The organism is Dyadobacter luticola, from assembly GCF_005860805.1.
Classification (GTDB): domain Bacteria; phylum Bacteroidota; class Bacteroidia; order Cytophagales; family Spirosomataceae; genus Dyadobacter; species Dyadobacter luticola.
The window spans coordinates 1382244-1406072 of the sequence record NZ_VCEJ01000004.1 but is presented as its reverse complement, the minus strand read 5'-3'; the positions used below and the strand labels follow the sequence as shown (position 1 = coordinate 1406072).

At 46.8% G+C, this 23829-nt stretch carries 25 protein-coding genes; 10 read left to right on the top strand and 15 right to left on the bottom strand.

What is annotated here, in order from left to right; translation table 11 throughout:
• Positions 1–166: 166 nt before the first annotated feature.
• The gene (locus tag FEN17_RS16490) at positions 167–667 is read left to right on the top strand and encodes a DUF2911 domain-containing protein (RefSeq protein WP_138366428.1); all 501 of its coding nucleotides are present in this window, start codon (positions 167–169) and stop codon (positions 665–667) included.
• 70 nt (positions 668–737) lie between these two features.
• Here the strand turns inward: FEN17_RS16490 and FEN17_RS16485 are convergent, their stop codons facing one another.
• The 6 genes from FEN17_RS16485 to FEN17_RS16460 all read right to left on the bottom strand — a co-directional run bounded on the left by FEN17_RS16485 (position 738) and on the right by FEN17_RS16460 (position 4872).
• Positions 738–1034, bottom strand: a complete 297-nt coding sequence (locus FEN17_RS16485; protein ID WP_138366427.1) for a winged helix-turn-helix domain-containing protein — start codon at positions 1032–1034, stop codon at positions 738–740.
• Positions 1035–1059: 25 nt separating this feature from the next.
• Positions 1060–2172, bottom strand: a complete 1113-nt coding sequence (locus FEN17_RS27850) for a hypothetical protein (protein WP_138366426.1) — start codon at positions 2170–2172, stop codon at positions 1060–1062.
• 42 nt (positions 2173–2214) lie between these two features.
• Entirely contained in the window at positions 2215–2589 is a 375-nt protein-coding gene (locus FEN17_RS16475) for a diacylglycerol kinase family protein (RefSeq protein ID WP_138366425.1), read from the bottom strand.
• Positions 2564–3247, bottom strand: coding sequence for a DUF1361 domain-containing protein (locus FEN17_RS16470; RefSeq protein WP_138366424.1), 684 nt, complete (start codon positions 3245–3247; stop codon positions 2564–2566). The genes FEN17_RS16475 and FEN17_RS16470 overlap by 26 nt, the downstream gene beginning before the upstream one ends.
• A gap of 90 nt (positions 3248–3337) precedes the next feature.
• The gene (locus FEN17_RS16465) at positions 3338–4249 is read right to left on the bottom strand and encodes an SMP-30/gluconolactonase/LRE family protein (protein ID WP_138366423.1); all 912 of its coding nucleotides are present in this window, start codon (positions 4247–4249) and stop codon (positions 3338–3340) included.
• Positions 4250–4272: 23 nt separating this feature from the next.
• Positions 4273–4872 carry a thioredoxin family protein gene (locus tag FEN17_RS16460; protein WP_229208848.1) on the bottom strand — a complete coding sequence of 200 codons (600 nt, stop codon included), beginning with the start codon at positions 4870–4872 and terminating at the stop codon, positions 4273–4275.
• Positions 4873–5133: 261 nt separating this feature from the next.
• On the opposite strand from FEN17_RS16460, the gene rplU reads away from it, so the two are divergent.
• The 6 genes from rplU (at position 5134) to FEN17_RS16430 (ending at position 10107) form a co-directional block, all read left to right on the top strand.
• Positions 5134–5445 (top strand): 50S ribosomal protein L21, encoded by a 312-nt coding sequence (rplU, locus tag FEN17_RS16455; RefSeq protein ID WP_138366421.1) that lies wholly within the window; start codon positions 5134–5136, stop codon positions 5443–5445.
• Positions 5446–5485: 40 nt separating this feature from the next.
• Entirely contained in the window at positions 5486–5773 is a 288-nt protein-coding gene (gene rpmA, locus FEN17_RS16450; protein WP_138366420.1) for a 50S ribosomal protein L27, read from the top strand.
• A gap of 159 nt (positions 5774–5932) precedes the next feature.
• A complete protein-coding gene (locus FEN17_RS16445; protein ID WP_138366419.1) occupies positions 5933–6529 on the top strand; it encodes a NifU family protein in 597 nt (198 codons plus the stop codon).
• Positions 6530–6620: 91 nt separating this feature from the next.
• On the top strand, positions 6621–7712 hold the full coding sequence (locus tag FEN17_RS16440; protein ID WP_229208847.1) for a hypothetical protein: 1092 nt from the start codon (positions 6621–6623) through the stop codon (positions 7710–7712).
• Positions 7713–7718: 6 nt separating this feature from the next.
• Positions 7719–8765 (top strand): ferredoxin--NADP reductase, encoded by a 1047-nt coding sequence (locus FEN17_RS16435; protein WP_138366417.1) that lies wholly within the window; start codon positions 7719–7721, stop codon positions 8763–8765.
• A 274-nt stretch (positions 8766–9039) separates the two neighbouring features.
• Complete coding sequence (locus FEN17_RS16430; protein ID WP_138366961.1) at positions 9040–10107, top strand: LacI family DNA-binding transcriptional regulator; 1068 nt, start codon at positions 9040–9042, stop codon at positions 10105–10107.
• Positions 10108–10121: 14 nt separating this feature from the next.
• Here FEN17_RS16430 and FEN17_RS16425 read toward each other — a convergent pair whose 3' ends face one another.
• The 3 genes from FEN17_RS16425 to rbfA are packed head-to-tail and all read right to left on the bottom strand — an operon-like array spanning position 10122 to position 14411.
• Entirely contained in the window at positions 10122–12749 is a 2628-nt protein-coding gene (locus FEN17_RS16425) for a M1 family metallopeptidase (protein ID WP_229208846.1), read from the bottom strand.
• 42 nt (positions 12750–12791) lie between these two features.
• Positions 12792–14018, bottom strand: coding sequence for an ABC transporter permease (locus tag FEN17_RS16420; RefSeq protein ID WP_138366416.1), 1227 nt, complete (start codon positions 14016–14018; stop codon positions 12792–12794).
• A 9-nt stretch (positions 14019–14027) separates the two neighbouring features.
• Positions 14028–14411, bottom strand: a complete 384-nt coding sequence (rbfA, locus tag FEN17_RS16415; protein WP_138366415.1) for a 30S ribosome-binding factor RbfA — start codon at positions 14409–14411, stop codon at positions 14028–14030.
• Between the two features lie 124 nt (positions 14412–14535).
• Between rbfA and FEN17_RS16410 the strand changes: the two genes are divergently transcribed.
• Positions 14536–15948: a hypothetical protein gene (locus FEN17_RS16410; protein ID WP_138366414.1), complete on the top strand. Its 1413-nt coding sequence runs from the start codon at positions 14536–14538 to the stop codon at positions 15946–15948.
• Here the strand turns inward: FEN17_RS16410 and rpiB are convergent.
• Positions 15945–16376: a ribose 5-phosphate isomerase B gene (rpiB, locus tag FEN17_RS16405; RefSeq protein WP_138366413.1), complete on the bottom strand. Its 432-nt coding sequence runs from the start codon at positions 16374–16376 to the stop codon at positions 15945–15947. The two genes, FEN17_RS16410 and rpiB, sit on opposite strands and share 4 nt — an antisense overlap.
• A gap of 126 nt (positions 16377–16502) precedes the next feature.
• Here rpiB and FEN17_RS16400 point away from each other — a divergent pair, with 126 nt between their 5' ends.
• Positions 16503–17273 carry an LOG family protein gene (locus tag FEN17_RS16400; RefSeq protein WP_138366412.1) on the top strand — a complete coding sequence of 257 codons (771 nt, stop codon included), beginning with the start codon at positions 16503–16505 and terminating at the stop codon, positions 17271–17273.
• A 47-nt stretch (positions 17274–17320) separates the two neighbouring features.
• On the opposite strand, the gene FEN17_RS16395 is transcribed toward FEN17_RS16400, so the two are convergent.
• Both FEN17_RS16395 and FEN17_RS16390 read right to left on the bottom strand, forming a co-directional pair.
• A complete protein-coding gene (locus FEN17_RS16395) occupies positions 17321–18286 on the bottom strand; it encodes a ComEA family DNA-binding protein (protein WP_138366411.1) in 966 nt (321 codons plus the stop codon).
• 120 nt (positions 18287–18406) lie between these two features.
• Positions 18407–19450 (bottom strand): DUF4097 family beta strand repeat-containing protein, encoded by a 1044-nt coding sequence (locus FEN17_RS16390; RefSeq protein WP_138366410.1) that lies wholly within the window; start codon positions 19448–19450, stop codon positions 18407–18409.
• 97 nt (positions 19451–19547) lie between these two features.
• On the opposite strand from FEN17_RS16390, the gene FEN17_RS16385 reads away from it, so the two are divergent.
• Positions 19548–19778, top strand: coding sequence for a hypothetical protein (locus FEN17_RS16385; RefSeq protein WP_138366409.1), 231 nt, complete (start codon positions 19548–19550; stop codon positions 19776–19778).
• 12 nt (positions 19779–19790) lie between these two features.
• Here FEN17_RS16385 and FEN17_RS16380 read toward each other — a convergent pair whose 3' ends face one another.
• The 3 genes from FEN17_RS16380 to FEN17_RS16370 all read right to left on the bottom strand — a co-directional run bounded on the left by FEN17_RS16380 (position 19791) and on the right by FEN17_RS16370 (position 23699).
• Complete coding sequence (locus tag FEN17_RS16380) at positions 19791–20147, bottom strand: hypothetical protein (protein ID WP_138366408.1); 357 nt, start codon at positions 20145–20147, stop codon at positions 19791–19793.
• Between the two features lie 63 nt (positions 20148–20210).
• Complete coding sequence (locus tag FEN17_RS16375; RefSeq protein ID WP_138366407.1) at positions 20211–21617, bottom strand: GH1 family beta-glucosidase; 1407 nt, start codon at positions 21615–21617, stop codon at positions 20211–20213.
• Between the two features lie 108 nt (positions 21618–21725).
• Complete coding sequence (locus tag FEN17_RS16370; protein WP_138366406.1) at positions 21726–23699, bottom strand: T9SS type A sorting domain-containing protein; 1974 nt, start codon at positions 23697–23699, stop codon at positions 21726–21728.
• Positions 23700–23829: the final 130 nt, after the last annotated feature.

Here is a 23829-nt window from a genome sequence, read left to right as displayed (position 1 = left end):
TGTGAAATCGCAGAAAACCGGATTTGAACATTCCGAAATGTTAATCAACGTTAATGTCGGCGGCGAGGTGATGGGGGGCTTGATTCGCAACGTTTGAATGATTTACTTCGCCCGGATTTTAATTTTCCAATTACCAAAATCAAAATAACTAAATTCTTATTTGTTTATGAAAACAACACTTTTGTCGCTTTTCCTCACTTTGTTGGCATTTACCTGGGCCTCTGCTCAAAGCCCGCACGTTACTGCTGATGGCAAAAACATGAAGGTTACCTACGGCCAGCCTTCGAAAAAAGGCCGCGTACTTTTCGGAAAAGCAGGTAGCGGAAGCCTTGAACCTTATGGCAAAGTTTGGCGGATCGGCGCAGACAGCGCGACTGTGATCACATTCAAAAAAGACGGAACATTCGGTGGCAAGCCTGTAAAAGCAGGAACTTATACTTTGTTCGCAACGCCAAATGAAAAAGAATGGACGGTTATTTTGAACAGCCAGCTTGGACAGTGGGGTGCGTACAGCTACGACAAATTCAAAGATAAGGACGTATTGAAAGTGACGGTTCCTAACAAAACTTATCCTTCATCTGAGGAAAAGCTGACTTTCACGGTAAAAGATACTTCTCTTGATTTTCAATGGGATAAAGCCGGATTCTCGGTTCCTGCTAAGTTTTAATCAGGATTTTAAAAATTCATAAAAAAAGCTGTCAGGCAATGTCTGACAGCTTTTTTTGTCTTTTGTCAAATCACAAATTATCCCGGATCATATTTTCCAACACCTGCAAATGTTCTGTAAATGCCTTGTGGCCGACTTCGGTAGATTTGTAAGTGGTCAGTGGCTTTCTTCCGTTGAATTGTTTCTGGACTTCAATGTATTTGGTTTCTTCCAAAGCTTTTAAATGTGACGCCAGGTTGCCGTCTGTGAGTTGCAGTAAATCCTTCAATTCGTTGAAACTGAGGGAGTCGTTGACAACCAGCACAGACATCAGCCCAAGCCTGATCTTGCTTTCAAAAACCTTGTTAAATTTTTCTAACCATTCCATTGGCCAACCTTGTTACCACTTAAAATTATTGATTGGCTTCCATGAAAAGCATTGCGTCGCGGTTGCGGATCCAGACAGCCTGATCGCGCATATTATTGGCCTGCATGGTCAAAACCGATGAAACAATTCCCGTTCCTACTGATACCCAAAAAAATTTCCGCAAATTATCCCGGTTGCCCGAAATCAGCGAAATAATCGAACCCGCCGAGCCCGCCAGCGAAATTACCAGTCCTATATTCCTCGTCCGCCGCGACTTCACATACAGCGCCATACCCTCCGAAGAAATCGCAAATTCCCTGTTCAATGCCTTCTGGCCTGCATAGAGGACATTATTTTTGACAAAACTATTCCCATTTCGCATGTAAATTGTCTCCTTGTCGTACCATTTTCTGGCTTGGCTGGTGGTCGAGTCCACCGGAATCTGTGCGTTACTCCACTGAGATGCAGTTACAAAAAGGAGTATTAGCAATGTGGTCGCGGCACCACCCGGCTTGGGAAGTTTCTCACGATCGTACCGGTTGTGCATGGTCAAACCGTAGATAATGTGCAGCACGCCAAAACCCAAGGCCCAGAAAACCAGGGAATAACCGGTCAGAAAAAGTGAAATGCAGCCGAGTACAACTTCTGAAATGCCGAGATAGAAAATTTCAGGATAAGTAAGCCGGCTCGCATTTACCAGGGCTAGTCCGTAAAAGATCAATGTGGCAGGAAAAACCAGCCACACAAAGCCATAATGCAGCATAGCAAGGCAGAAAATCCCGCCAGCCGAAAGTGGGATCAGCATGCCGACCAGTAGTCTTTTTGAACTTCCATTCCACAAGGTCAGCCCTTTTTTCCGGCCTTTCCGGACCGTGAAAATGATGCCTGCCGCAAGTGACAAAACTAATACGATTAGCCCGTCGACTAGAAGAAAACTGATGAGTTCAGACCGTGAGTAGCCGTTTAAGTTTACAAACGGGACTAAAATTTCAGATAGCCAACCAGCCTTGAAACGAATGTATGCCGCAGCTGCGCCAATAAGCGCAAAAATACCAGCAAATACACCACTTAATCCGCTCAGGGACAAAAACTTGGAGGATCGCTCCATCAAGTTTCGGATTTCATTCAGTGTATGCAGAGAATCCTGATTAGGAGCCATAAGTCAGGTGAAGGGTAAATTTTGTTCAAATAATTTTTGAGATCAGAACCAGATAAGCACTTTGGGAATGAAGATAATCCCGCCCACAATCACGGCAGAAATCGCCAGTATCAGTACACCAGCCGCCGCGGTATCTTTCACAACTTTAATGACCGGGTGATACTCCGCCGACACCAGGTCTGCCAGTTTTTCAATGGAAGTATTAAATGCCTCCGCGGCCCAAACCAGGCCGATTTGAATCGTGATCAGCATCCACTCTGTGAGAGAAATTTGAAAGAAAACACCGGCAATTACCACCGCGAGGCAGGCCATCAAATGTATGCGCGCATTGTTTTCGTAGCGGAACAGATTGTAGATCCCGGCACCTGCATAGCGAAAGCTTCTGACGGCTTTAAGAATATCGACGGGCGACTTCATGTTGTTTTAATTCAGCGAAAATATGGAACGCAAAGTACAACAACATCAGCACGAACGAAAACGAAATGGTGTGTTTGATGGCCAGAGGATCGCGCAGACTGGCTAAAATACCCCTTGCCAGCGAACCTGGCTGCGTCACAATGTCCCAGCTGTTCCATCTGCCATACCGGCCCAGGAATACGCCAAAACCACTGGCTAGCATGGAAACTGAAATGACCATCCAGGCCAGCTGCTCGTTCCAGCGGCGGACAATGATGCGATGCACGATGCGAATGCTGTAAAGTCCGGTGAGGAAGCCGGCTACCGAGAATGTGAAGATCATCAGCGCATCGTACCAGATCATGTGCTCGGGGACGGCGCGTAAATGTTTTAAATCTGTGATAATGTAAGGGGCATTTGGAAAGAACAACAGCCAGATAGTGAGGAAGATGGCGAGTTGCCAGAAAGGCAGGCTTTGTTTTGCTTCTTTTTCCCAAACCCATTTGATAAATAGTAAAGGTACCCAGGCAAGAAACAGGTTCCAGGCAAGAAAAATGAAACCCCAGTCTTCGATGAGTATCCGCACCGATAGTAAGGTCATGGCTACGACGGAGACGAATGCCAGCAAGGCCACCTTTTGGTTACCTTGTAAATAGCGCGCAAGTTTTTCCAATGTCATGATTTTTAAGGTTTAAAAAAGTACTTTGAATTACAAAGTAAATAAACCGATCCTTGAAATCAAAGACGGTTATCATGCATTTTGGAAAAATTACTTCTTGTTGGTTTCGGCGAAGGCTTTCATCATGGCCCACTCGCGGCCAGCTGTCTTGGCGGTGAAGGTTTCGAGGCAACCTCTATCCTGTAAGGTAATGTAGCAGGTTTTGCCGTTTTTGCCGCCGAAACAAATGTTGGAGACTTTTTTGCCGATGGTTTTAATGGTGTGGATCACTTTGCCTTCCGGCGAAAGCACCGCTACCTCGCCTACGCCGTGACGGGCAATGTACAGGTTGCCGTGCACGTCGCAGCGCATGCCGTCCATGCCGCCGTCTGCAAACTCGTGGAGCAGCTTTTTGTTGGATAATGTACCATCTGGCGCCAGATCGAAAACCCAGACCTTGCGCTGGACGCTTTCGTTCACGTATAATTTCTTCTCGTCAGGACTCACGTCGATACCGTTTGTGGTACCCATATTTTCAGCGGCGAGACTTACTTTTCCGTCGGGGGTAATGTGCCAGATCTGGCCGGTATTTTCTTTCCAGTTCGGATCGGAGCAGAAAACGTGGCCTGTGGCGGTGATTGCCAGGTCATTGGGCTGGCTCATTTTCGGTTCGTTAGCAAAAACTGAGATATCTTTCGTGATCATGTTCACTTTGAGCACATTATGCCCCGTGAAGTCTGCCACGTAAAACGTATTTTTATCAATAAACCGGATTCCGTTGCCGGTGCTGCCTTTTGGCAAAGTCACAAAAAAGCTGGCATTCCCGCGTTTGTTAATCAACGCAATAGTACCATCACGCGCAAAATTGACGGCATAAACATTACCTTCCTCGTCCACCGCCGGGCCTTCGCAGTTGCTGGTAAATTCACCTTCATTTGAGAATTTTTTGCTTTTGGTTTGCGCCAGTCCCGATTGAACAAAAAGGAAAAGCGCTGGGATCAGGAACGTAAAAAATTTATTCATATTCACTTAAAATCAATCTGTTATCAATTTTTCCACTTAATAGCACAGCCCACAGGTTTTGTGATGGTAGTCACGACCGGCTTGCCGCCTGCCAGGTTCGATACCGCCTCGTCGACATACAATTTGGTGACGCCGCCCGGATCTTGCGGATTGTCGTCGATCATGCCCATGTACCGCACCGTGAACTTCGCGCCAACTTTTTGCAGCACATATACCTGCGGCGTACGGCCTACCCCAAACATTTTCGCAACCTGCTGGGAATCATCTACAAGATATGGATATCCATAATTTTTAGAAGAAGATCTTTCTTTCATTTTTTCAAAAGTATCGTCCTGGTGCGTGCCCGGATCGCTGGGATTGATCGCGATCACCGGGAAACCCTGGGAGGCAAATTTGCTGTTCAGCGCGATAATACGGTCTTCGTAAGCCCTGGCAAAAGGGCAATGGTTGCTCGTAAAAATCACAATTACGCCTTTAACATTGCTATAATCGCCCAGCGAAACCATATTTCCGTCGGTGTTTTTCAACCGGAAATTCCCCACAGCGTCACCGATCTGATAACCGCCGCTCTGAAAATTCATCCCGAGACAAAGAACCATTGAAATCAACAGGCAAATTTTCATTTTGTTGTTTTTAGTAATCATTCTATTGTCAGACGCTTTTTTTGATCAAAAGTAACAAACCGGCGTGTTAAAGTTTGTTAAGCGCAACAGGCACTTTGGGGAATAAACGTTTCCGCCGACCGCTAATATATAAAGTTAAGGTTCCCGAAATGTTTCCGCACAAAAAGCAGGCAATATTCTTGCTAATGCGTTGTAATTCTGCATTCAGCTGGCTATCTTTGCACCTCGTTTTTGAAATCCCGTATACAATCAATTATTAACATGTACGCAATCGTAGAAATCGCAGGTCAGCAATTTAAAGTTGAAAAGGGTCGCGAAATCTTCACGCATAGGCTTGAAGGTGACGTGAACGCTGCACTTGTATTTGACAAAGTCCTCCTCGTTGACAACGAAGGCACAGTACAGGTAGGTCTTCCAACAGTGGCAGGAGCTTCTGTTAAAGCAACTGTCCTTGAACACCTTAAAGGTGAAAAAGTGATCGTCTTCAAAAAGAAAAGACGTAAAGGTTACAGAGTTAAGAATGGTCACCGTCAGTACCTGACCAAGATCAGCATTGACGAAATCGTTGCGTAACATTTTTTAATCAGAAACTATCATTAATAAGTAAGATATCATGGCACATAAGAAAGGTGTAGGTAGCTCGAAAAACGGACGTGAATCGGAAAGCAAGCGTCTTGGTGTAAAATTATTCGGTGGTCAGCTTGCCAAAGCAGGTAATATCCTGGTTCGTCAGCGTGGCACAAAACATAACCCAGGCAAAAATGTAGGTATCGGTCGCGACCATACGCTTTTTGCATTGGTTGATGGCAATGTAGTTTTCCGCAAGACCCGCGAAAACCGGTCTTACGTACACATTGAGCCAATCGCGGCTCCTGCGGTAGAAGTTGCAGCAGAAGCATAGTCAGCTTGGTTTAATTATTGGAAATTCAGAAAAGCCCGTCGGACAAATCGTTCTACGGGTTTTTTATTGTTTCGCAAAAAGGTTTTCCAAAACCAAAAGCGGCATTTCCTTGTTTGTCCCTTATAAGTTCATCTCCCTAATTATATTAAAGATTTCAAAATGCTATCACGTCCGGTTTTTGTATATACAGAATTAAGTCCCAACCCGAATTCGATGAAGTTTGTCCTGAACTTCGAGCTGGTTCCCGACGGACTTTCGTTTGATTATCCATCACTGCAAGCGGCTTTGGAAGAAGGTAAAGCCTCGCCCCTGGCCTCGGACCTTTTTCAATTTCCGCACGTAAAACGCGTTTTCATCGCCAGCAACTTCATCACCATTACCAAAGACGATTCGATTGCCTGGGAAGAGGTGATGAGGGATACCAAGCAGTTTATCAAAATTTATTTCGAAGAAAACCACCCGGTTTTTGAGCAAAGAACGATTGACAGCAATACTTTGATCGTCGATGCGCGGGATTCGGATACGGTACAAAAAATCAAGGCAGCGCTGGATACTTATGTTCGTCCGGCGGTGGAATCGGATGGCGGCGCGATTAATTTTCATTCATTCAATGAAGAATCCGGAACTGTAAAAGTCTTGCTGCAAGGCTCTTGCAGCGGCTGCCCATCTTCCACATTAACATTGAAAGCAGGAATTGAAAACTTGCTGACAAGAATGGTACCCGACGTAAAAGAGGTAGTTGCGGAAGGCGTTTAAAAATATAATCTATCAGTAGGGAGGCCCCGTCGCTTGCGGCGGGGTTTCTTTTTTTGGGCTGTTTTGTTAGTTTCGGCTTATGAACAGCCCGATGCAGAAGTTTATTGAAGAGATCGAAAACCTGCAATCGAAAGGCGACGCTATTTTTCCGGAAGGAATTTTCCCAGCTCACCGCATTAACCCGATCATCGGGTACAAGAGGCCGGATACGACCATTTTCTTCTCGGCCATTATTTGTTTTACATTAAAATCCATCCAGAAAAAAGTTGATGCTGATTCGGCAGAGCGTATTGAAAAGATATGCTCGAAAATCACGGTTAACTATCCTGATTTCCAGAATAAAGACGGACTAAAAACCTATAATTTCTGGAAAACCAAACCTTCCCAGCATTTCCCAAACGGTTATATCTTTCGTCATTTCGAACATTTCCGGATTCCTGATGACATTGATGATACAGCATTTATCTACCTGACCACCAGCCCATCGCGGAAAGAATTACATTGGTTGAAAAGCAAACTAGCGCTGCACGCAAATGGCAGCAAGCAGTGGATTAAAAACACCTATCCCGAATACAGCCGGCTGCTCGCCTACTCGACCTGGTTTGGCAAAAATATGTATGTGGAATTTGATGTGAGCGTGCTGAGCAACATGCTTTACTGCATTCTGCATTATGATTTGCCGCTCAACCAGCACGATCTGGATAGTCTGCAATACATCCGCTCGGTGATTGAAACCGGCCGCTATATGAGTGAACCATTCCGCTGCGCGCACCAGTATCCGCGCACGCCGCTGATTGTTTACCATGTTGCTCGCCTTGTTTCGGCATTTGATCCCGAAGTTTTAAAACCTGTGCGGGAAAAATTTGTTCAGGACATTCAAACATTGCTTAGCAGTACAAAAAGTAAAATGGACCGCGTACTGCTATCCACATCCCTGATTCGCCTTGGAGTTAAAACCGAAAGAATTTCAGTTGAAAACTTTGCAAAAACCGATTTCAAAGGCTTTTACTTTTTTATCGCAGGCCTGCTTACCGCTTATGAAAATCCTCTGCTATATCGATTGTCGGTGAACCCTCTTTTTCACATGCACTGGGTTTGTGAGGCGCATTGCTGGACTTTACTGGCAGAATATGAAATGCTTTGGAACAATTTTGAAAGCATAAAAAGTACGGAGAACAGCTAAAAATTCATGTCGGAATCGATCTTATCATTACGCGTCAAGGAAATCAGGAACGAAGCGAGCGATTCGAAAACATTCGTTTTTGAAAGCATGGATGGAGCGCGGATTGATTATAAAGCGGGTCAGTTTCTGACATTCCTGATCCAAATGCACGGCCACGAAGTCCGGCGTTCTTATTCCATGAGCTCGGCGCCCGGCACAGACCTTAATCCGGCAATCACCGTCAAGCGCGTCCCAAATGGTGAAATTTCCCGCTTCTGGATAGACCATGTTAAGGTCGGTGATACGTTTGACGCATTGCCGCCTTCGGGGAGGTTTGTACTCGATGAAGCCGGTGAAAATCCCAGGGATTTGATATTGATTGGTGCAGGAAGTGGTATTACGCCGCTTTTTTCACTTTTAAAACAAACCTTGAAAACCAGCGAAACCGATCACGTGACGCTGATTTATGCCAGCCGGAATTCCAGCAATACTTTATTTTGGGATGAGATCGAAACCTGGCAAAAACATTATCCCGAGCGACTTTCCGTCATCCACATTCACAGCCAGCCCGCCGACGACTGGAACGGGATCCGCGGCCGGATCAATAACACCAGACTCGAACAGCTGATCAACAAATCTCTGCGTTTTGACCGCGCCGATGCCCGATTTTTCATCTGCGGTCCTTTTGATCTGATGCGCTCCACGGAAATTACGCTGCATTTTATGGGCTTCTCCAATGCACAGATCCGGAAAGAGAATTTTGTTATTACCTCGCCTCCCCCGCCGCCGCCGGATTCATTTTCGCATAAAATCCTGCTGCATTTCAGAAAACAAATGCATCATTTGCTGGTACCCGCCCACACCACCGTGCTGGACGCCGCCCTGGCGGAGGGAATTCACCTGCCATATAGCTGCAAAGGCGGCCGCTGCGCCTCCTGTGCGGGCATTTGTAAAAACGGCAAGATACACATGAGCGTCAACGAAGTACTGACCGACCGTGACCTGAAAGATGGCTGGATACTGACCTGCTCCGCCTACGTCGATAGCGACGACGTAATCATTGAGATCCCTTAAAAACAAGAAAGCGCCTGATGGTTGTCAAGCGCTTTCGGGAATTTCAGGATCAGGAAATATGAAAAATTATGAAAAGGTTAAAGGTCAGGCGATCAAGTTTAAGAGCAAGGAAAAGTCGATTTATTGACTTAGTTATGCAAACTTCTACGTAATATTTTGCGGGTACGCATCGCAAAATTAGTCGTAAAATCGGTATATCCTAACTTTTAGGTCATGTTAACCATTAGTTATTAGCTTTGCAGACTTTTAAAAAGAGCATTTGAATAAGCTACATGTGAAAAAGAAAATCGTCAGAATAAAGGATATAGCAGAAAAAGCACAGACTTCGAAAGGCACCGTGGACAGGGTGTTGCACAACCGGGGAAGGGTGGCGGACGACGTGCGGGAGCGGATTTTAGCCATCGTCAAGGAATTAAATTACGAGCCGAATTTCATTGCGCAATCGCTGAAATCGCAACGGACTTACAATCTTGCGGTGCTAGTTCCTGATTCCCGCCTGGACCCTTACTGGGAAGCCCCAAAAACTGGTTTTGAAAAAGCCGAAAAAGAGTTGCGCCAGTACGGCGTTTATATCACACAGTTCATTTTCAATTCACACGACGAACATTCTTTTATCGAGAAAGCGCATGAAGTGACGCATGAGCATCCCGACGGGCTGCTGATCGCGCCGGTTTTTTATAAAGAAGCACTTCCGTTTTTCAAGGAATGGGCTGACCTTCAAATTCCTTACGTGCTTTTTAACACGCAGATTGAGCATGTAGACCCGCTTTGCTACATCGGGCAGGATTCTTACCGCAGCGGCTCGCTGGCAGCGAAAATATTAAGTTTTGGATTGCAAAGTTCCGGCAGCATTCTAGTGGCACACGTCAACGAAGACATTTCCAACTCCGCCCACTTGATTACCAAGGAAGACGGTTTCCGGGATTATTTTCATACCAAATCCTCCGAACAGCATTTTGACATTATCAGCCGAGAGATCAATTTCCCTGACGGACAAACGCCCGACGCGCAACTGGATGAAATTTTAAAGGAAAAACCGGATCTACGGGCCGTGTATGTAACCAATTCCAAAGCCTTCGAAGTAGCGGCATACCTGGAAAAGAACAACATTCAGGACATCAAACTGGTAGGATACGACTTGTTGGAACCCAACCTAAACTACCTCAACAAAGAGATCATCAATTTCCTGATCAACCAAAACCCACTTGGTCAGGGCTACTGGGGCATTCACCAACTAGCCAATTACCTGGTTTTCAAGAAAGAAATTCAGCCGATTAAATTTCTGCCACTGGATATTATTACGCGGGAGAATTTGGACTATTATCTGGATCCGGAGGCGTGATCACATCCTAAAAGCTACAACTCCCCAAACTGGCTATACATTTCCTTCAACTTGGGTTCGGTTTCTTTGGCGCGGATATCTTTGCGGAGGGAGGTTACGCCTTGGATGTCTGTCAATAAGCCCAGGGCTTGGAATGCGCCGAAACGGACGAAATAGGATGGATTTTCGCGGGCCAGACCTTCGAGTATCGGGATGCTTTTGCGCTGAATGTCTTGCTTGGATTTGATGAGGTATTTACCGAAAACTTGCAGGAAGTTGTATTTCTCGGTCGGTTTCATGGTTTTCATTTTTATCAGAAACCAATCAAAACGCTCCGGTTGTGCCAGGCCAGCATAATAATTGCCTACCGAAGTGACGATTGCATCATTGGGTGAATCTTCAAACTGCGTGGCAATTTCATTTGCATCATTGGGCTGCCCCATCAAATACTTCTCGATGGCTACCGATACAACCTGGTAAGAGCTGTCGCTCAAAGCTTCCCGGAAAATCGGGTCGCTGTTGTTATCACCGAAAGATGCCAGGGTAATGATCGCTTCGGCACGTACCTGAGGGTGCGGATCGCGGCGGGCGAGGCTTTGGATGGTTTTTTCAATGTCCGCAAACCCAGGCCCGTCATATTCGCTGAAATTGCTTACCGCCATCTGGCGCATTTTCCAGAAAGGATCATTCATCGCTTTCACGATAATTCCGCGCACTGTGCTATCAGCCATGCCGCCTTCCAGCTGGGACAATGCTTCGTATTTATGTAAAAATCGCTCGGTGTTTTGATACTGGAACGCCATTTCCGGGCGGTTTTTCTCGTGCTCGATGACACCCAGCAGCTGTGCATCCGCATCAAACAGCACCAAATCGGGCTTTTTAGCAGCCGGAAATTCCAGGGTTTGATTTACCTTATCGATCAGCACCTCATACTCATTCTTCTTTCCACTTACCCAAACATCCACTTTCACCGGAAGCCTGTAAACTGTCGTCGCCAATGTATCCTGCACCTGCTTGACATTCAATGTTACCTTGCCGGTTGTAGCCACATAATTCTGTGTGATTTTGAGTGATGGATGTCCCGGCCGCCGGAACCACTGGTCGAAAAACCAGTTGAGATCCTGCCCGGTGATTTTTTCAAATGACATTCTCAGATCGTCGATCTCGGCAGTACCAAATGCGTGGCTTTTGAGGTAATGCTGCAGCGAAGCAAAAAAAGCATCATCCCCAACCAGATTTCGCAACATGTGCAGGATCCTACCGCCTTTTGCATAAGAGTGGCTGTCGAACATATCCTCACGGTCTTTGTAAAAATACCGGATCATCGGCACTTGCTTCGTCTCGGCTTCAAGCAAATAGGATTTCATTTCCTGTAAATTTCCCCAGTCCGCCTCATTCTTCCCATCATTATACTCGCTCCACAGATACTCGGAATAATTAGCAAATGACTCATTTAAAGGCAGTTGACCCCATTCTTCACTCGTTACAAAGTCGCCGAACCAGTGGTGCGCCAGCTCGTGGGCGATGACTGCATCTGAATTTCCATCCACCAGCGAGCGGGTATCATTTTGTACGCCTTCTTCATGCACGGTCGCCGTCGTATTTTCCATGGCGCCGGCCACGAAATCCCGCACGGCAATCTGCGCGTATTTTTCCCATGGAAATTCCATGCCGAAAATGTTGGTAAAAAAACCCATCATTTCAGGTGTCCTGCCAAAAATCGCGTGCGCATCCGGGCCGTATTTTGGCTCGACATAGTAGCTCAATTCCATGCCATTTGGCATCATATCTTTGGCTACGGCAAAATCGCCCACCGCCAGCATCGTCAGGTACGGCGCGTGGGGCAATGTTTGTTTCCAGTGATCGGTACGCAGCGCTTTTTCCGTCTGCTGATTAACCAGCAAACCATTTGAAAGGGTTTTGTAAGTGCTATCGACGGTAATGTAAATGTCTTGTGTAAACTTTTGGTTCGGCGCATCAATCGTCGGGAACCAGCAGGAACTTCCCTCAGTTTCGCCCTGCGTCCAGATTTGCCGGGGTTTTCCCTCGTCCATGCCATCGGCATTGATGAAGTATAGACCTTTGTCCGACGGACTGTCGTCGGGCTTGCCCCTCGGCACATCATTCGGCCGCGCCACGTAGTCTATTTTGACAAAAAGGGTATCTTTTCTTGTAAAATTCTTGCCCAGCTTAATGAGCAATTTCCGCTTATCGTACGTGAATTCCAGCTTCTTTGTCACTTTCGCCGCGATCTCGGATTTTGATAAATCACCATAATCACCGACAGTATCCAACATGACCACGCCTTTCACATCAAAACCTTTGGCATCCAGTTCCAAGGTATTCTGGGCATAAAAATGGGGCTTGAATTTCAGGATTGCGGTGGCAGGTACCTGCTGCTTTGCCCAGTCGAACTGCACGTCGAGACGAGTGTAGAGAATGTCGCTTTTCCGGGCGCGCTCCGAGCGGTAAGGGCCTTTCGGTGTGGTAGTCCCGGGATTTCTGCGGTAAATGGTATCGGCTGCCGCGAATGTGGAAGCCTTTATTTCAGGGGAAAGACAAAGTAGAATTCCAAAGAAGAATAAGATCAATCGGCTCAAAAAAAGTCCTTTATAATGACCGGTCATATCTGATTTCTGATTGAATGCTGGGATGTTCGTCAAAAGTAGTTCAATTATTGGCGTGGTGCCGGTTTGCCTGATTTTTTAAACGCGTAAGATCAATCCCGCATCTGCGGCCCTTCGGGCGGGAATGTATGAAACAAGCATGGTTATGATAACGACAATAACGCCGGTATAGAGTATGTCGCCCCAGATTAATTTGACCGGATAGGCATCCACCAGCGCGGTGCTCATGCCCATGGAAACAAAACCGTATCTAGTTTGGGCCCAACATAAAACAATCCCGCCGCACAAGCCGACTATCGCGCCGGAAAATGCGACGATCGCACCCTCGGCCAGAAAAATTTTACGGATCAATGACGGATTTGCACCTAATGCATATAACATGGCCACATCCTTCTTTTTCTCGATCGCGAGCATGCTGAGCGAAAAGAAAATGTTGATCGCAGCGACTAAAATAATCAGCGACAGAGTAACTGCAACAAAAAATTTCTCCATTTTTATCGCCCTCAGCAAATCCGCATTCTGCGAATCCCGGTCTTTCACAGCAAACTGTTTACCAAGCTTTTGCCCAATCGCCTCGCTCACTTTTTTCTCCTCATAACCCGCTGCCACGCGCACTTCCAGCGCCGATCTTTCCCCTTTATACTGCATTAAAGAATCCACCAGCGCCACCGGTGCGATCACATAATCGTCGTACCTGTTTTCAATAAAAAATATACCACCGGGACGTAGTGAAAGATGGTTGAATGCTTCGGGGGAAGTAAGATTCAGCGCTTTGGCGCTGATTTTGGGGTACAAAACTTCAATAGGCGTCAGAATGTCTTCAAGCGAAATCGAAAGTGCATTGCGGATACCTTCCGAAATAATGGCAAACGGGGTACCATTCGGTCCGTATAGTTTAAGGGAACCTCCGAGCATGGCGGTATCCAGCTGACTTTGCCGCTCAAATGTGCTGTCGACGCCTTTAAGCCGGATGATCATTTGCTGACCGCCGTACCGCGCCAGCGCATTGTCTTCGATTACCTGCGTCACACCCCGCACGCCTTCCACCGATTTGACATCTGAAACAAGCGTCCGAGGCACCTGAAAACGTTTCCCTTCAACAGGTATCACCCGGATATCCGCCTCAAACGTCTTGAAAATCTTGCGGTTAAGGTCTTCCATCCCGTTAAAAACGGACAGTACCACCACCATCGCCATCGTCCCGACAGCCACACCGGCCATGGCAATGCGGGCAATCAGGCTGATAAAGCTTCTTTTATTCTTTGAAAAAAAATAGCGTACCGCAATCCGGTAAGAAAGATCCATGGGCTAACATCAATGGGTTTCTTCCTCCTCGTCGGGTTGCAGGGGCGGGATGACAATGTCTGAAAAAAGCAGGTCCATTTTCGCGGCATATTCCGCGGTATCATCAATATAGAATTGCAAATGAGGCACGATCCGGAGCTGGTGACGTACCCGCTCAGCCAGTTTCTGGCGGAAAAACTTGGTATTTTCCTTGATCGTATCCAGCAGGATGGTCTTTTTATTATCGGGCAAAAAACTCAGATAAGCTCTGGCTATGCTCAGGTCAGGCGTCACGCGTACAGCAGTAATTGTAACAAAAGAACCGTTGGTTAAATGCTGAGCGTCCTTTTGAAAAATCTCGCCCAGGTCCTTTTGTATCTGCCTGCCTACTTTTTGTTGTCTCTTTGATTCCATTTCTTATATCGTCCCCCACTCCTTTTATATAAGTACAAATATCCGTACTTATTTTGTTTTTGTAGAATGCGGAGTTGTAATTTCGTGAAAGTTATTCCCGTAAGATACATAATCCGGACACTAATTGCTCAGTTTTTTTCGCGTCAATGCACGGTATCAAACCATCAGCCTGGTAGTTTTTTTTCTACTGCTGCGGCTGCCGTTTTTCCTTGGTGGCGCCCCGCTACTAATCCCCGAACTGAGCTGGATGCTGGTAGGCGAGCAAATGCATCGCGGCTTTATGCTCTACCGCGATATCTGGGATAATGTCAGTCCGTTTTCAGGACTTACCTACTGGCTGATCGACAGTCTATTCGGGCGGACGCAATGGGCTTACCAGCTGGCCGCGATGGCCGTGTCGATCGTCCAGATCCTGTACTTCAATTATGTGATACATTCCAGGGAAGTTTTCCCGGAACGAACATTCCTCCCCGGCGCACTATACGCGCTTTTCCTGAACATTTCCTTCGATATGGGCACTTTGTCGCCCATGCTGATGGCGACCACTTTCCTGCTTTTTGCATTCGGATCGATCGTTAAAATGCTGGTAAGGCGTGAAGTGACGACGCAGGTTTTTGAGATGGGTTTGTATATCGGGATCGCGACATTGTTTTACCTGCCCGCTTCACTTTTTATGATCTGGGCATTCCTGGCGCTGCTTTTTTACACCGGGTCCAGCGTGAGGCATCATTTGCTCGGCTTGTTCGGCTCGCTTTTTCCGCTGCTGATGGTGGTACTTTTTTTCTATTTAAATAATGGTGTGGAAAGCCTCAACCGAAACTTGCTTACCTCGGTTTTTCAGGTAAAACAATATAATCTCAACGATTTTTCTTCCCTGCTCGCTTCCTTATTACTGCCGCTGGGTTTCGGGGTGATGGGTTTCATGCGGATCTTCACAACATTAAGGTTTGTCAATTATCAGACACGCATCCAGCAGGTGATGGCATTGTGGTTTATCGTGGCAGTTTTCACGATTCCTTTGATGCAATTTCTGGCGCCGATGCAGTTTGTGATTTTCGTCCCACCAGCTGCCTTTTTTGCGACACATTATTTCCAGAGTTTCAAGAAAAATTCCTGGGCCGATGAGCTGCAATTTACCCTGATGGGCGCGGTGATTATCCTGATCCAATATCAGGGTTTGCGGGGTTTTATTCCGGGAATTTCAATGGGAAAGCTGGAAAATCTGAGGGCCAAATCAGCCGACCTGCCGGAGCAGGTTCGCGCCAAAAGAATCCTGGTTTTGGGTCAACATTCAGGCGAGTATATCGACAATTTTACGGCCACACCTTACCTGAACTGGGAGCTGGCGAGCTATGATTTGCAAAACCTGGACAACTTCGACAGCGTGATCCACGTTTACAACAACTTCAAGAAAGACCCGCCTGATTTTGTGGTGGATAAGGTAAACATTATGCCGAAACTGCTGAGTCGCGTTCCGGCATTGAAAAAACAATATAGCAAAAGTCCCTGGAAAGGAATTTACCAGCGGATCAACTAGCAGGCGATTTTGTTAACCCTTGTCTGGTGCCTGCCGCCTTCAAATTCCGTACTCAAAAATGCGCCCAGGCTCGCTAATGCCGTTTCCAATTCAATAAAACGTACCGGAAAGCAGATCACATTCGCATCGTTATGCTGGCGCGCCAAAGCTGCAAGCGGCAAGTCCCACACCAACGCTGCACGGATTCCCTGATGTTTGTTGGCCGTGATGCAAACTCCCTGGCCGCTGCCGCAAAGCAGTACGCCTTTTTCAAACTCGCCGCTTTCAACGGCACTCGCCACCGGATGCGCAAAATCAGCGTAATCTGCCGAATCGGGGCTGTATGTTCCAAAATCCTTCACTTCAAACCCGTTTGCTGTAAGCCATTCAATGATTGGCTCTTTGTAAGGATAGCCTGCGTGGTCTCCGCCAATAGCAATTTTTCTCATTACTTTTTTGTTAATTGTAACCCGTTCATTTTTAAAATTGGCGGGATGTAGCGTTTAAGATGATACATTTAGGATAATGGCAAAGTTACTATTATCTGATTCAACAACTAAAATGAGTTTTACAAAATGAGTGAAGAAGTAAAGCCGACACGCGCCGAATTAGTGGACGTGTCACTCCTGAACCCTGCGGTTCCGGAAGATGAAAAAAGAATCAAAGAAGCATTTGAAGACAGAAACTGGAATGAAATAAAGAGTGCCGATTCCTGGGTCGTATTTAAGGTCATGGCCGAATTCGTCGAAGGTTTCGACAAGCTTGCCAAAATCGGCCCCTGCGTTTCTGTATTCGGCTCTGCCCGTACATTACCTGACAATCCCTACTACAAAACCGCGGAAGACATTGCCGCCAAACTGGTGCGCCACGGCTACGGCGTCATCACCGGCGGTGGGCCGGGTATCATGGAAGCCGGTAACAAAGGTGCTTTCGAGCAGGGCGGGAAGTCCGTCGGGCTCAACATTAAGCTGCCTTTCGAGCAGCACAGCAACATTTACATCGACCACGACAAGAGCATCAACTTCGACTTTTTCTTTGTCCGCAAAGTCATGTTCGTCAAATATTCCCAGGGCTTTGTCGTGATGCCCGGCGGGTTCGGAACATTGGATGAGCTTTTCGAAGCGATGACATTGATCCAGACCAAAAAAATCGGCCGGTTCCCGATTGTGCTCGTCGGCAGCAGCTACTGGTCGGGCCTCATCGAGTGGATCAAAACCACGATGCTCACCGAAGGCAACATTAACCCTGAGGATATGAAGCTGATCAGCATTGTAGACACCCCCGACGAAGCCGTGAAAGTGATTGATGCATTCTATTCGAAATATCTGCTGAAACCCAACTTTTAAAGTTGGTCGGCAACATTGGATCCAAAATCTTAGAGCTTATACCCAGGTCAAAACGACAGGTAAGGCTCTATTTTTTTGAGTAAATTTTCATCAATGACTTTGGTTTTTCTCAAATCGTCCATGTTCTGATAAGGCCCGTGCTGGTTTCGGTAGTTTATAATAATCGAAACAATTTTCCGGTCACGCAGGTAGCTATGTTTGGCCAGATCAGCCGCTGTGATGGTATTGATCGCGATTTTGGTGACTGGGCTTGAAATTTTCGCATACCGGTTCAGCTCTGATAATGCCAGCGAATCCAGACCGAAAATCTCCGCGTATTGATTTGTTGAATAAAACCCGCCGAGTGCATCGCGGAATTTCAAAATCCGCAACGAAAGTTTACTTCCAATTCCTTTTAACTGCACCAACTGCGTAGTATCCGCGGTATTAATGTCAAAAGCAGCTATCGCAGGTTTGGTAAAAATTTTCTTCGGCTCGGAAAAGGATTTCGTAACATTTGGGTGAGCTGCTGGGAATGTTTTCTGTAAAACAGTTTCAGGCAAAACAATGTGACTTTCAAGGCGCTGAAACAGTTCCGCAGGAAAATCATAGATCGCTAACAAATCTTCTTTCTTGCGAAATTTCCCGCCTTTGCTTCTGAATTTTTCAATTCTCTTGGCAAGGAATGTGGGTACGCCCAGCTGCATTAATTTTTCTACGGACGCCGTATTCGGGTCAAAATCAAAGAGCTTTGCAGGAAGCTTAGCTTCTTTTTTATAATCACTCTTAAAATCCCGCTTTCCGCTTTTGAAATTGGCTTTATTTTCTTTTTCCAGCACTACCGCAATGCTGTCCAGTTTTCTCAAATCCGGCGGCACGGATGTGGAAGGAAAATGCGGTAAAATCCACCGTCTGAAAACAAAAGGCGACCAAATGATCAGGCAGCAAAGCATCATTAACACCAGCGCTCCCCTCGCCTCTTTGCGGGAAATGCCGAAATAGTCCTGTAAACGCGCAACGATTTTTTTATACATAGGTCAAAAGAAAATGTGTTTCCCTTTTGACGCTTGTTTCTGCATTTGGTCACAAAAAAATCAGGAGATAAATAGCGAATGTCGCGCCACCTATCTCCTGACCTGTATTTTCCCTAAAAATTATTGGTTCACATACACGCTTCCTGCGCTCGCCGACAAGGTCACAGGGATACCGCCGCCATTCATCTTGCCGCGAACCCGGTCTTTTTCAGCTTCACCGTCAAAGTTTTTCAGCGGGATCGAAACCCGGTTGCCTTTCAAATCAAGATCTACACCTTTGTCCAGCGGCATCGTAACCCGCACGCTGCCCGCCGAAGAATGTAGCTCAACAAATTTGCCCAACTTCGCCAGCTCCACTTCAATGCTGCCTGCGCTGGTATTGGCTTTCAGGCTCCCCGAAACATTGGCTAGACGTACCGAGCCACCAGAAGTTCCAGCATCCAGTGCGCCGTCGATGTTATCGCCTTTGATGCTTCCGCCGCTGGTATGCGCGTAAACTTCACCGTTAATGCTTTGCAGATCAATGCTTCCGCCCGAAGTTTTCAGCTCGATCTTACCTTTCAGTTCGCTGGCTTTGATGCTTCCGCCGCTGGTTTGCAGCTCTATTTCGTTGCTGCATTGCGATACTTCAATGCTGCCGCCGGAAGTTTTGCCGTGCACGGCGCCATTCAAATCCAGAATTTTCAGGCTTCCCCCACTGGTGGAAAAATTTTGTTCGCCAGTGAGTGAGGCGATGTGAATGCTGCCGCCGCTGGTTTTTAGGTAAGTAGCTACATTCCGCGGCGTGAAAACCTTAAACCCGATCGAGACGCTTTTCTTATTGTCCCATTGAATGTTGGCTTTGCGTTTGGCGGTTGCCACCACACGGCTGCCTTCTGTACCGATCAAGATATCGTAGTCTTCCAGCCGGTCTTCGATTTCCTCTTTCGTCAGGTCCTGTTTGTTATTCCAGTTGTTATTAGGCCTCACGTACATTTCCACTTTGAAGCCGCTGGCCTGTCCGCCCGTCACTGAAATGGAGCCGCCGGAAGTTTCAACGGAAAGTTCTTTCAGGGATGAGCTGGTAAAATTTTTCGTCACATAAGGTTGGTTATTGCCCGACTGGGCATTTGCTGCCGCAACAAAAAGGTTGAGCAGGATCATTAGTAAAGCGTTCTTTTTCATGATTATAGAATTGTTTTCTCAATGATGTGAAAATAGGCCCGCGAGTTGCGCGACGCAGGAATGATTTTTGACTTTCTGATTTGAAAATATGTAAATCATGAAAACATTTAAGGTACGCGTAACACGGGACTCGGAAGACGAGCTGATTGAAAAAGTGTTGGAAACCATGGAACGCCGCGGAGCGATCACATTTGAGGAGTTGAATCAGGACAAAAACCTCCAAAAAACAACACCTGCCACAGATGAGCAGGTGCAGGAAATTATTGATGAAGCCGAGCTGATACCTTATTATTCCGAAAAAGAGGCCAAAGACATTCTCAATCTCTGACCTTCCAAGTTGCTATTTTTTGCGGATCTCAAAGATCCTGATCTCATCATACGTTGCGGTTTTTCCCCAGCCGCATTGTACAGATCCTTTATTCCCGGTTTTACTATATTTTAATCTTACCGGCGTAAAGCTGTAATAGTCCTGAATTTTCCCCAGCGCGTTATCGATCTTTTGCTGGGAATTCGCATCGGGGACGTAAGATAGCGTTGAATCGCCGGATACTACTTCGAAATGCCAGGAGCAGCCATCGGCAGCCAGCATATTGACCCAAGTGGCATCTGCTTCGACGATATCAGCATTCAAAACCTGATTTTCTTCATGGCAGCCGATCCAGGCCAGCAAGCCGAAAAGGACGATCAAAATTTTCATCTTAGGGGCAAGTTTAAGTTTTCAAAAGGATACGGTTCGCGAAAGAATAGTTGGAATCTTCGGCTATTCTTTTGCATTCAGGAATGCTGAAAACCATTTCCCCGAATCTTTTACCACGCGCTCTTGCGTTTTAAAATCCACATATACCAGACCAAAACGTGCAGAGTAACCCTCCGCCCACTCAAAATTGTCCATCAAAGTCCAGGCCAGATATCCTTTCACTTTCACGCCAGCGTTTTTTGCTTTTAAAATAGCAGATAAATAATCTTTAAAAAACGCCAGTCGCTTTTCATCCTTCACCTTTCCATCAATTAAAACATCATCAAAAGCCGCGCCGTTTTCGGAAACAATGATCTCTTTAATACCTTCATATTCAGCGAATTGTTTGAGAATCCTGAACATTCCGTCGGCATTCACTTCCCAGCCCATTTTTGTCACCGGTACATTCCTCAAATTCGCCGGTACTTCCTTCAACCAAACCACCGGCGCGAGGTACGAATGCCGCACCACCACGCTGAAATAATTTTGAATACCAATAAAATCGAAATCAAATTTTAGCCGCTCCTCGTCGCCGTGGACTTTGTAGCGGTCCAGATTGGTGAGAAATGCAAACGCATCCGTAGGATAGCCGAGGCCCAGCGCTGGTTCGATAAAAAGCCGGTTCATCAATGCGTCGGCCCTTTTTGCAGCGCGGATGTCAGCCGCATTCTGGCTGTGCGGGTGCACATACGAGCACGAGAGCGCGATCCCGATGCGAGCATCGGGTACGTATTTTCGCACTACCCGGCCGCCTTCCGCCTGACATAATGCGAGGTGATGCACCACCGGCAGAAAATTCCAGATACCTTTTTTTCCCGGCGCGTGCAGGCCGGTCGTATAACCGAGTCCTGCGGTAGCCATAGGTTCGTTCATGATCACCCAGTTTTTGACACGGTCACCAAATGCTTTGGCGCACACTTCTGAATAGGCGGCAAACCATTCCACGATCTTCCGGTTTTTCCAGCCGCCCACTACTTCCAGCGCCTGCGGCAAATCCCAGTGATACAATGTAATCCAGGGCTCAATTCCGAGTGATAAACAATGGTCGATCAGTCTGTTATAAAAATCAATGCCCTGCTGGTTCACTTCTCCGTGACCTTTCGGGATCACCCGCGACCAGGAAATGGAAAAGCGGAACTGGCCGAATCCCATCGATTTTGCTAGCGCCAGGTCTTCCTCGTACCGATGATAAAAATCGCAGCTTTCAACCGCGTGGTCACCGTTTTTGATCTTACCAGGCCTCTTTGCAAAAACATCCCAGATACAATCGCCGCGGCCATCTTTATTTACCGCACCTTCGATCTGGTACGCTGCTGTAGCCACGCCCCACAGAAAATCTTCTCCAAAATCTGCACGGGTTATTTCCCCCGAATCCTGCACATTTTCCGCTTCCGGGCCCGATGCCACCGTTTCTTTATTCCTGCTGATCATTCAACTAGCGCTTTCTTACTTTCTCAGAAAGTTAGGAACATATAGCCAAACAAAAGCCCTCCGCCCGCATTATTGCGAACAGAGGGCTGGTGATCGACATCGAGATACCTATCGAATCACGAGGATCTTGCGAACCGAAGTTCCGTTATTGATCTTGACAAAATAAGTACCCTGCGCCAGCTTCGTCAGATTTACTTCATTGGATGAATCGGGCAAGGTATCCATCACCAAAACACCCAGTTGGTTGTAAATTTTGACATTAGCCACCTGCTGCATGGTGCTTAGCTTGATGCGGTCGGAAGTCGGATTTGGATAAATTTTCATCTCCTCATCGCCGCTGAAATTCAGGCTCTTGATTGCGCTGTAAGCGAATGTTTCGTCCAGGTCCACCATTTTGAGCCGGTAAAGGTTCACCGCAAAAGGGCTCGTGTGCGTATAGTTGTAAGTGATCAGGCTCTTACTCTCGCCCTGCGCGTCGATCGTCGCCAGTTTTGTCCAGTTTTTGCCATCCTGGCTGTGCTGGATGTCAAAATATGCTGAGTTGCTCTCATAAGTAGTCGCCCATCTGAGCTGTGCCGTGCTGCCCTCTTTGCTCACTTCAAAAGAGGCCAATGTTACCGGCAGCGGCGAACCTGTTACGGTGAGGCAAAGTCCGTCCGCCCGCATTTCACCGCTCAACTCGGAACCCTGTATACGGATCACCTTGGTGCCTTCCGGAATGTTACCGGCCAGCATATACTTTTCCAGACCTACCGGTGCATTCGCCCAGACCTTCGTAACCAGCTTTTCAAGTTTGCCCAGCTGCTTATTAGAACTGTCGAAAAAGAAGATTTCAAATTTCTGACCGTCGCCGCTCAACTTCGCACTCCAGAAGTTCAACGAGATCTGGCTTCCCCAGCTCGACTGGAAAATAATGTCCTGCCAAAATTTGCCGGCGCCAGTTAGTTTTGCCCCACTGTTTCCGCAGTTTTTTGCATCTCCGCTGACCGTGAAATCACCTTCGGAATTCCAGCCAGAAGCGCCGCTTTCAAAACCAGCATTTGTAAGTCTGTTATTATCACAGGTTTCGCATTGTGCCGGCGGCGTGATGGACATACAAATCGCGTCGAAGTAAAACTTGTCCCCGGTTGAATTCATCCCGAAATAAATTTTCGCAGTACCGGCCGGAACGACAGTCGGAGGAAGCGAATATTGCTGCAAACCGCCTGACACATTCTTATCTACTTCTGCGGAAGCCCCGCCGGAAAGTGCTTGTCCCGAGCTGTTTAAGAAGACCAGCAAAAACTGGTTGGTCCGGCCATCATTGTTGGTAGCTCCATAGGCGCTCACTTGGATGGTAGACCCAATTGCAGCAGTAATTTCCTGAAATACTACACCCGCACCATCTATTTTACCCACATTTTCACCACAAGCATAAGATTTGCCGAGGGTAGTGAAGTATGTATTATTGCCTTTGGACCAATCCGCAGTACCTTTTTCGAAACTCGCGTTTTTAACCACCGTTTCAGATTCCGCGCAAGCTGTGCAAGGTGTGCTGGGCGTGCTAATGCTCATACAAGCCACATCCACTTTAAAATAATTGCCGGAAGAAATCAGCGAAAACCGAACCTTCGCAGCACCGGCCGGCGCAGTGGCCGAAAGATCAAATTGTTTCAAATGATGTGTTTCGTAAACCTGGTAGTCCATGTCCACGGTATTGAACGCATCTTCGGTGATCGGTATCAGCTGGCCTGAGCTGTTGTAGAAAGTCAGTTTGAACGTATGCTTGAAGGATTTGTTGTGGGTACCGCCGTACACGGAGAGGATCACTTTGCTGCCTTCGGTCACGTTCACTTCCTGGTAAACCGTCCCGGCATTGGTCATCAAACCATTATGTGAACCACATTCACTATACTCCGTGTCGGTACCGAAACTGGTGCCGTTTGTTTTCTGCCAGAAGTCGGTACCCGACTCGAAACCGCCATTTTTTAAACTGTTGTCCGAATCCTTGCAGCCGCAGTCGGTGCCCGTGGCCGGACCAGCGCCATAGCTGACGCCGAGATTTAGAAGAAATAGAGAAACAAGTAATGTAAAAATTTTCATAAGGTCTTTGATTGTTAAGTAATTAGCTTGAACCGTGAGTATAGATACTTAGCTGCAAAACTATTCTTTTAGACCGTTTGAAAATATCACTTTTCTTATGTTACAATTCCATCAAAATTATGTTTAAGAG

Coding starts and splice junctions, on each gene's coding strand:
- FEN17_RS16435 (WP_138366417.1), top strand. CDS start 7,719: ATGTCGGAATCGATCTTATCATTACGCGTCAAGGAAATCAGGAACGAA.
- FEN17_RS16385 (WP_138366409.1), top strand. CDS start 19,548: ATGAAAACATTTAAGGTACGCGTAACACGGGACTCGGAAGACGAGCTG.
- FEN17_RS16395 (WP_138366411.1), bottom strand. CDS start 18,286: ATGTATAAAAAAATCGTTGCGCGTTTACAGGACTATTTCGGCATTTCC.
- FEN17_RS16440 (WP_229208847.1), top strand. CDS start 6,621: ATGCAGAAGTTTATTGAAGAGATCGAAAACCTGCAATCGAAAGGCGAC.
- FEN17_RS16470 (WP_138366424.1), bottom strand. CDS start 3,247: ATGACATTGGAAAAACTTGCGCGCTATTTACAAGGTAACCAAAAGGTG.
- FEN17_RS16490 (WP_138366428.1), top strand. CDS start 167: ATGAAAACAACACTTTTGTCGCTTTTCCTCACTTTGTTGGCATTTACC.
- rpiB (WP_138366413.1), bottom strand. CDS start 16,376: ATGAGAAAAATTGCTATTGGCGGAGACCACGCAGGCTATCCTTACAAA.
- FEN17_RS16475 (WP_138366425.1), bottom strand. CDS start 2,589: ATGAAGTCGCCCGTCGATATTCTTAAAGCCGTCAGAAGCTTTCGCTAT.
- FEN17_RS16445 (WP_138366419.1), top strand. CDS start 5,933: ATGCTATCACGTCCGGTTTTTGTATATACAGAATTAAGTCCCAACCCG.
- FEN17_RS16375 (WP_138366407.1), bottom strand. CDS start 21,617: ATGATCAGCAGGAATAAAGAAACGGTGGCATCGGGCCCGGAAGCGGAA.
- FEN17_RS16485 (WP_138366427.1), bottom strand. CDS start 1,034: ATGGAATGGTTAGAAAAATTTAACAAGGTTTTTGAAAGCAAGATCAGG.
- rpmA (WP_138366420.1), top strand. CDS start 5,486: ATGGCACATAAGAAAGGTGTAGGTAGCTCGAAAAACGGACGTGAATCG.
- FEN17_RS16390 (WP_138366410.1), bottom strand. CDS start 19,450: ATGAAAAAGAACGCTTTACTAATGATCCTGCTCAACCTTTTTGTTGCG.
- FEN17_RS16420 (WP_138366416.1), bottom strand. CDS start 14,018: ATGGATCTTTCTTACCGGATTGCGGTACGCTATTTTTTTTCAAAGAAT.
- rplU (WP_138366421.1), top strand. CDS start 5,134: ATGTACGCAATCGTAGAAATCGCAGGTCAGCAATTTAAAGTTGAAAAG.
- rbfA (WP_138366415.1), bottom strand. CDS start 14,411: ATGGAATCAAAGAGACAACAAAAAGTAGGCAGGCAGATACAAAAGGAC.
- FEN17_RS16460 (WP_229208848.1), bottom strand. CDS start 4,872: ATGAAAATTTGCCTGTTGATTTCAATGGTTCTTTGTCTCGGGATGAAT.
- FEN17_RS16370 (WP_138366406.1), bottom strand. CDS start 23,699: ATGAAAATTTTTACATTACTTGTTTCTCTATTTCTTCTAAATCTCGGC.
- FEN17_RS16380 (WP_138366408.1), bottom strand. CDS start 20,147: ATGAAAATTTTGATCGTCCTTTTCGGCTTGCTGGCCTGGATCGGCTGC.
- FEN17_RS16400 (WP_138366412.1), top strand. CDS start 16,503: ATGAGTGAAGAAGTAAAGCCGACACGCGCCGAATTAGTGGACGTGTCA.
- FEN17_RS27850 (WP_138366426.1), bottom strand. CDS start 2,172: ATGGCTCCTAATCAGGATTCTCTGCATACACTGAATGAAATCCGAAAC.
- FEN17_RS16465 (WP_138366423.1), bottom strand. CDS start 4,249: ATGAATAAATTTTTTACGTTCCTGATCCCAGCGCTTTTCCTTTTTGTT.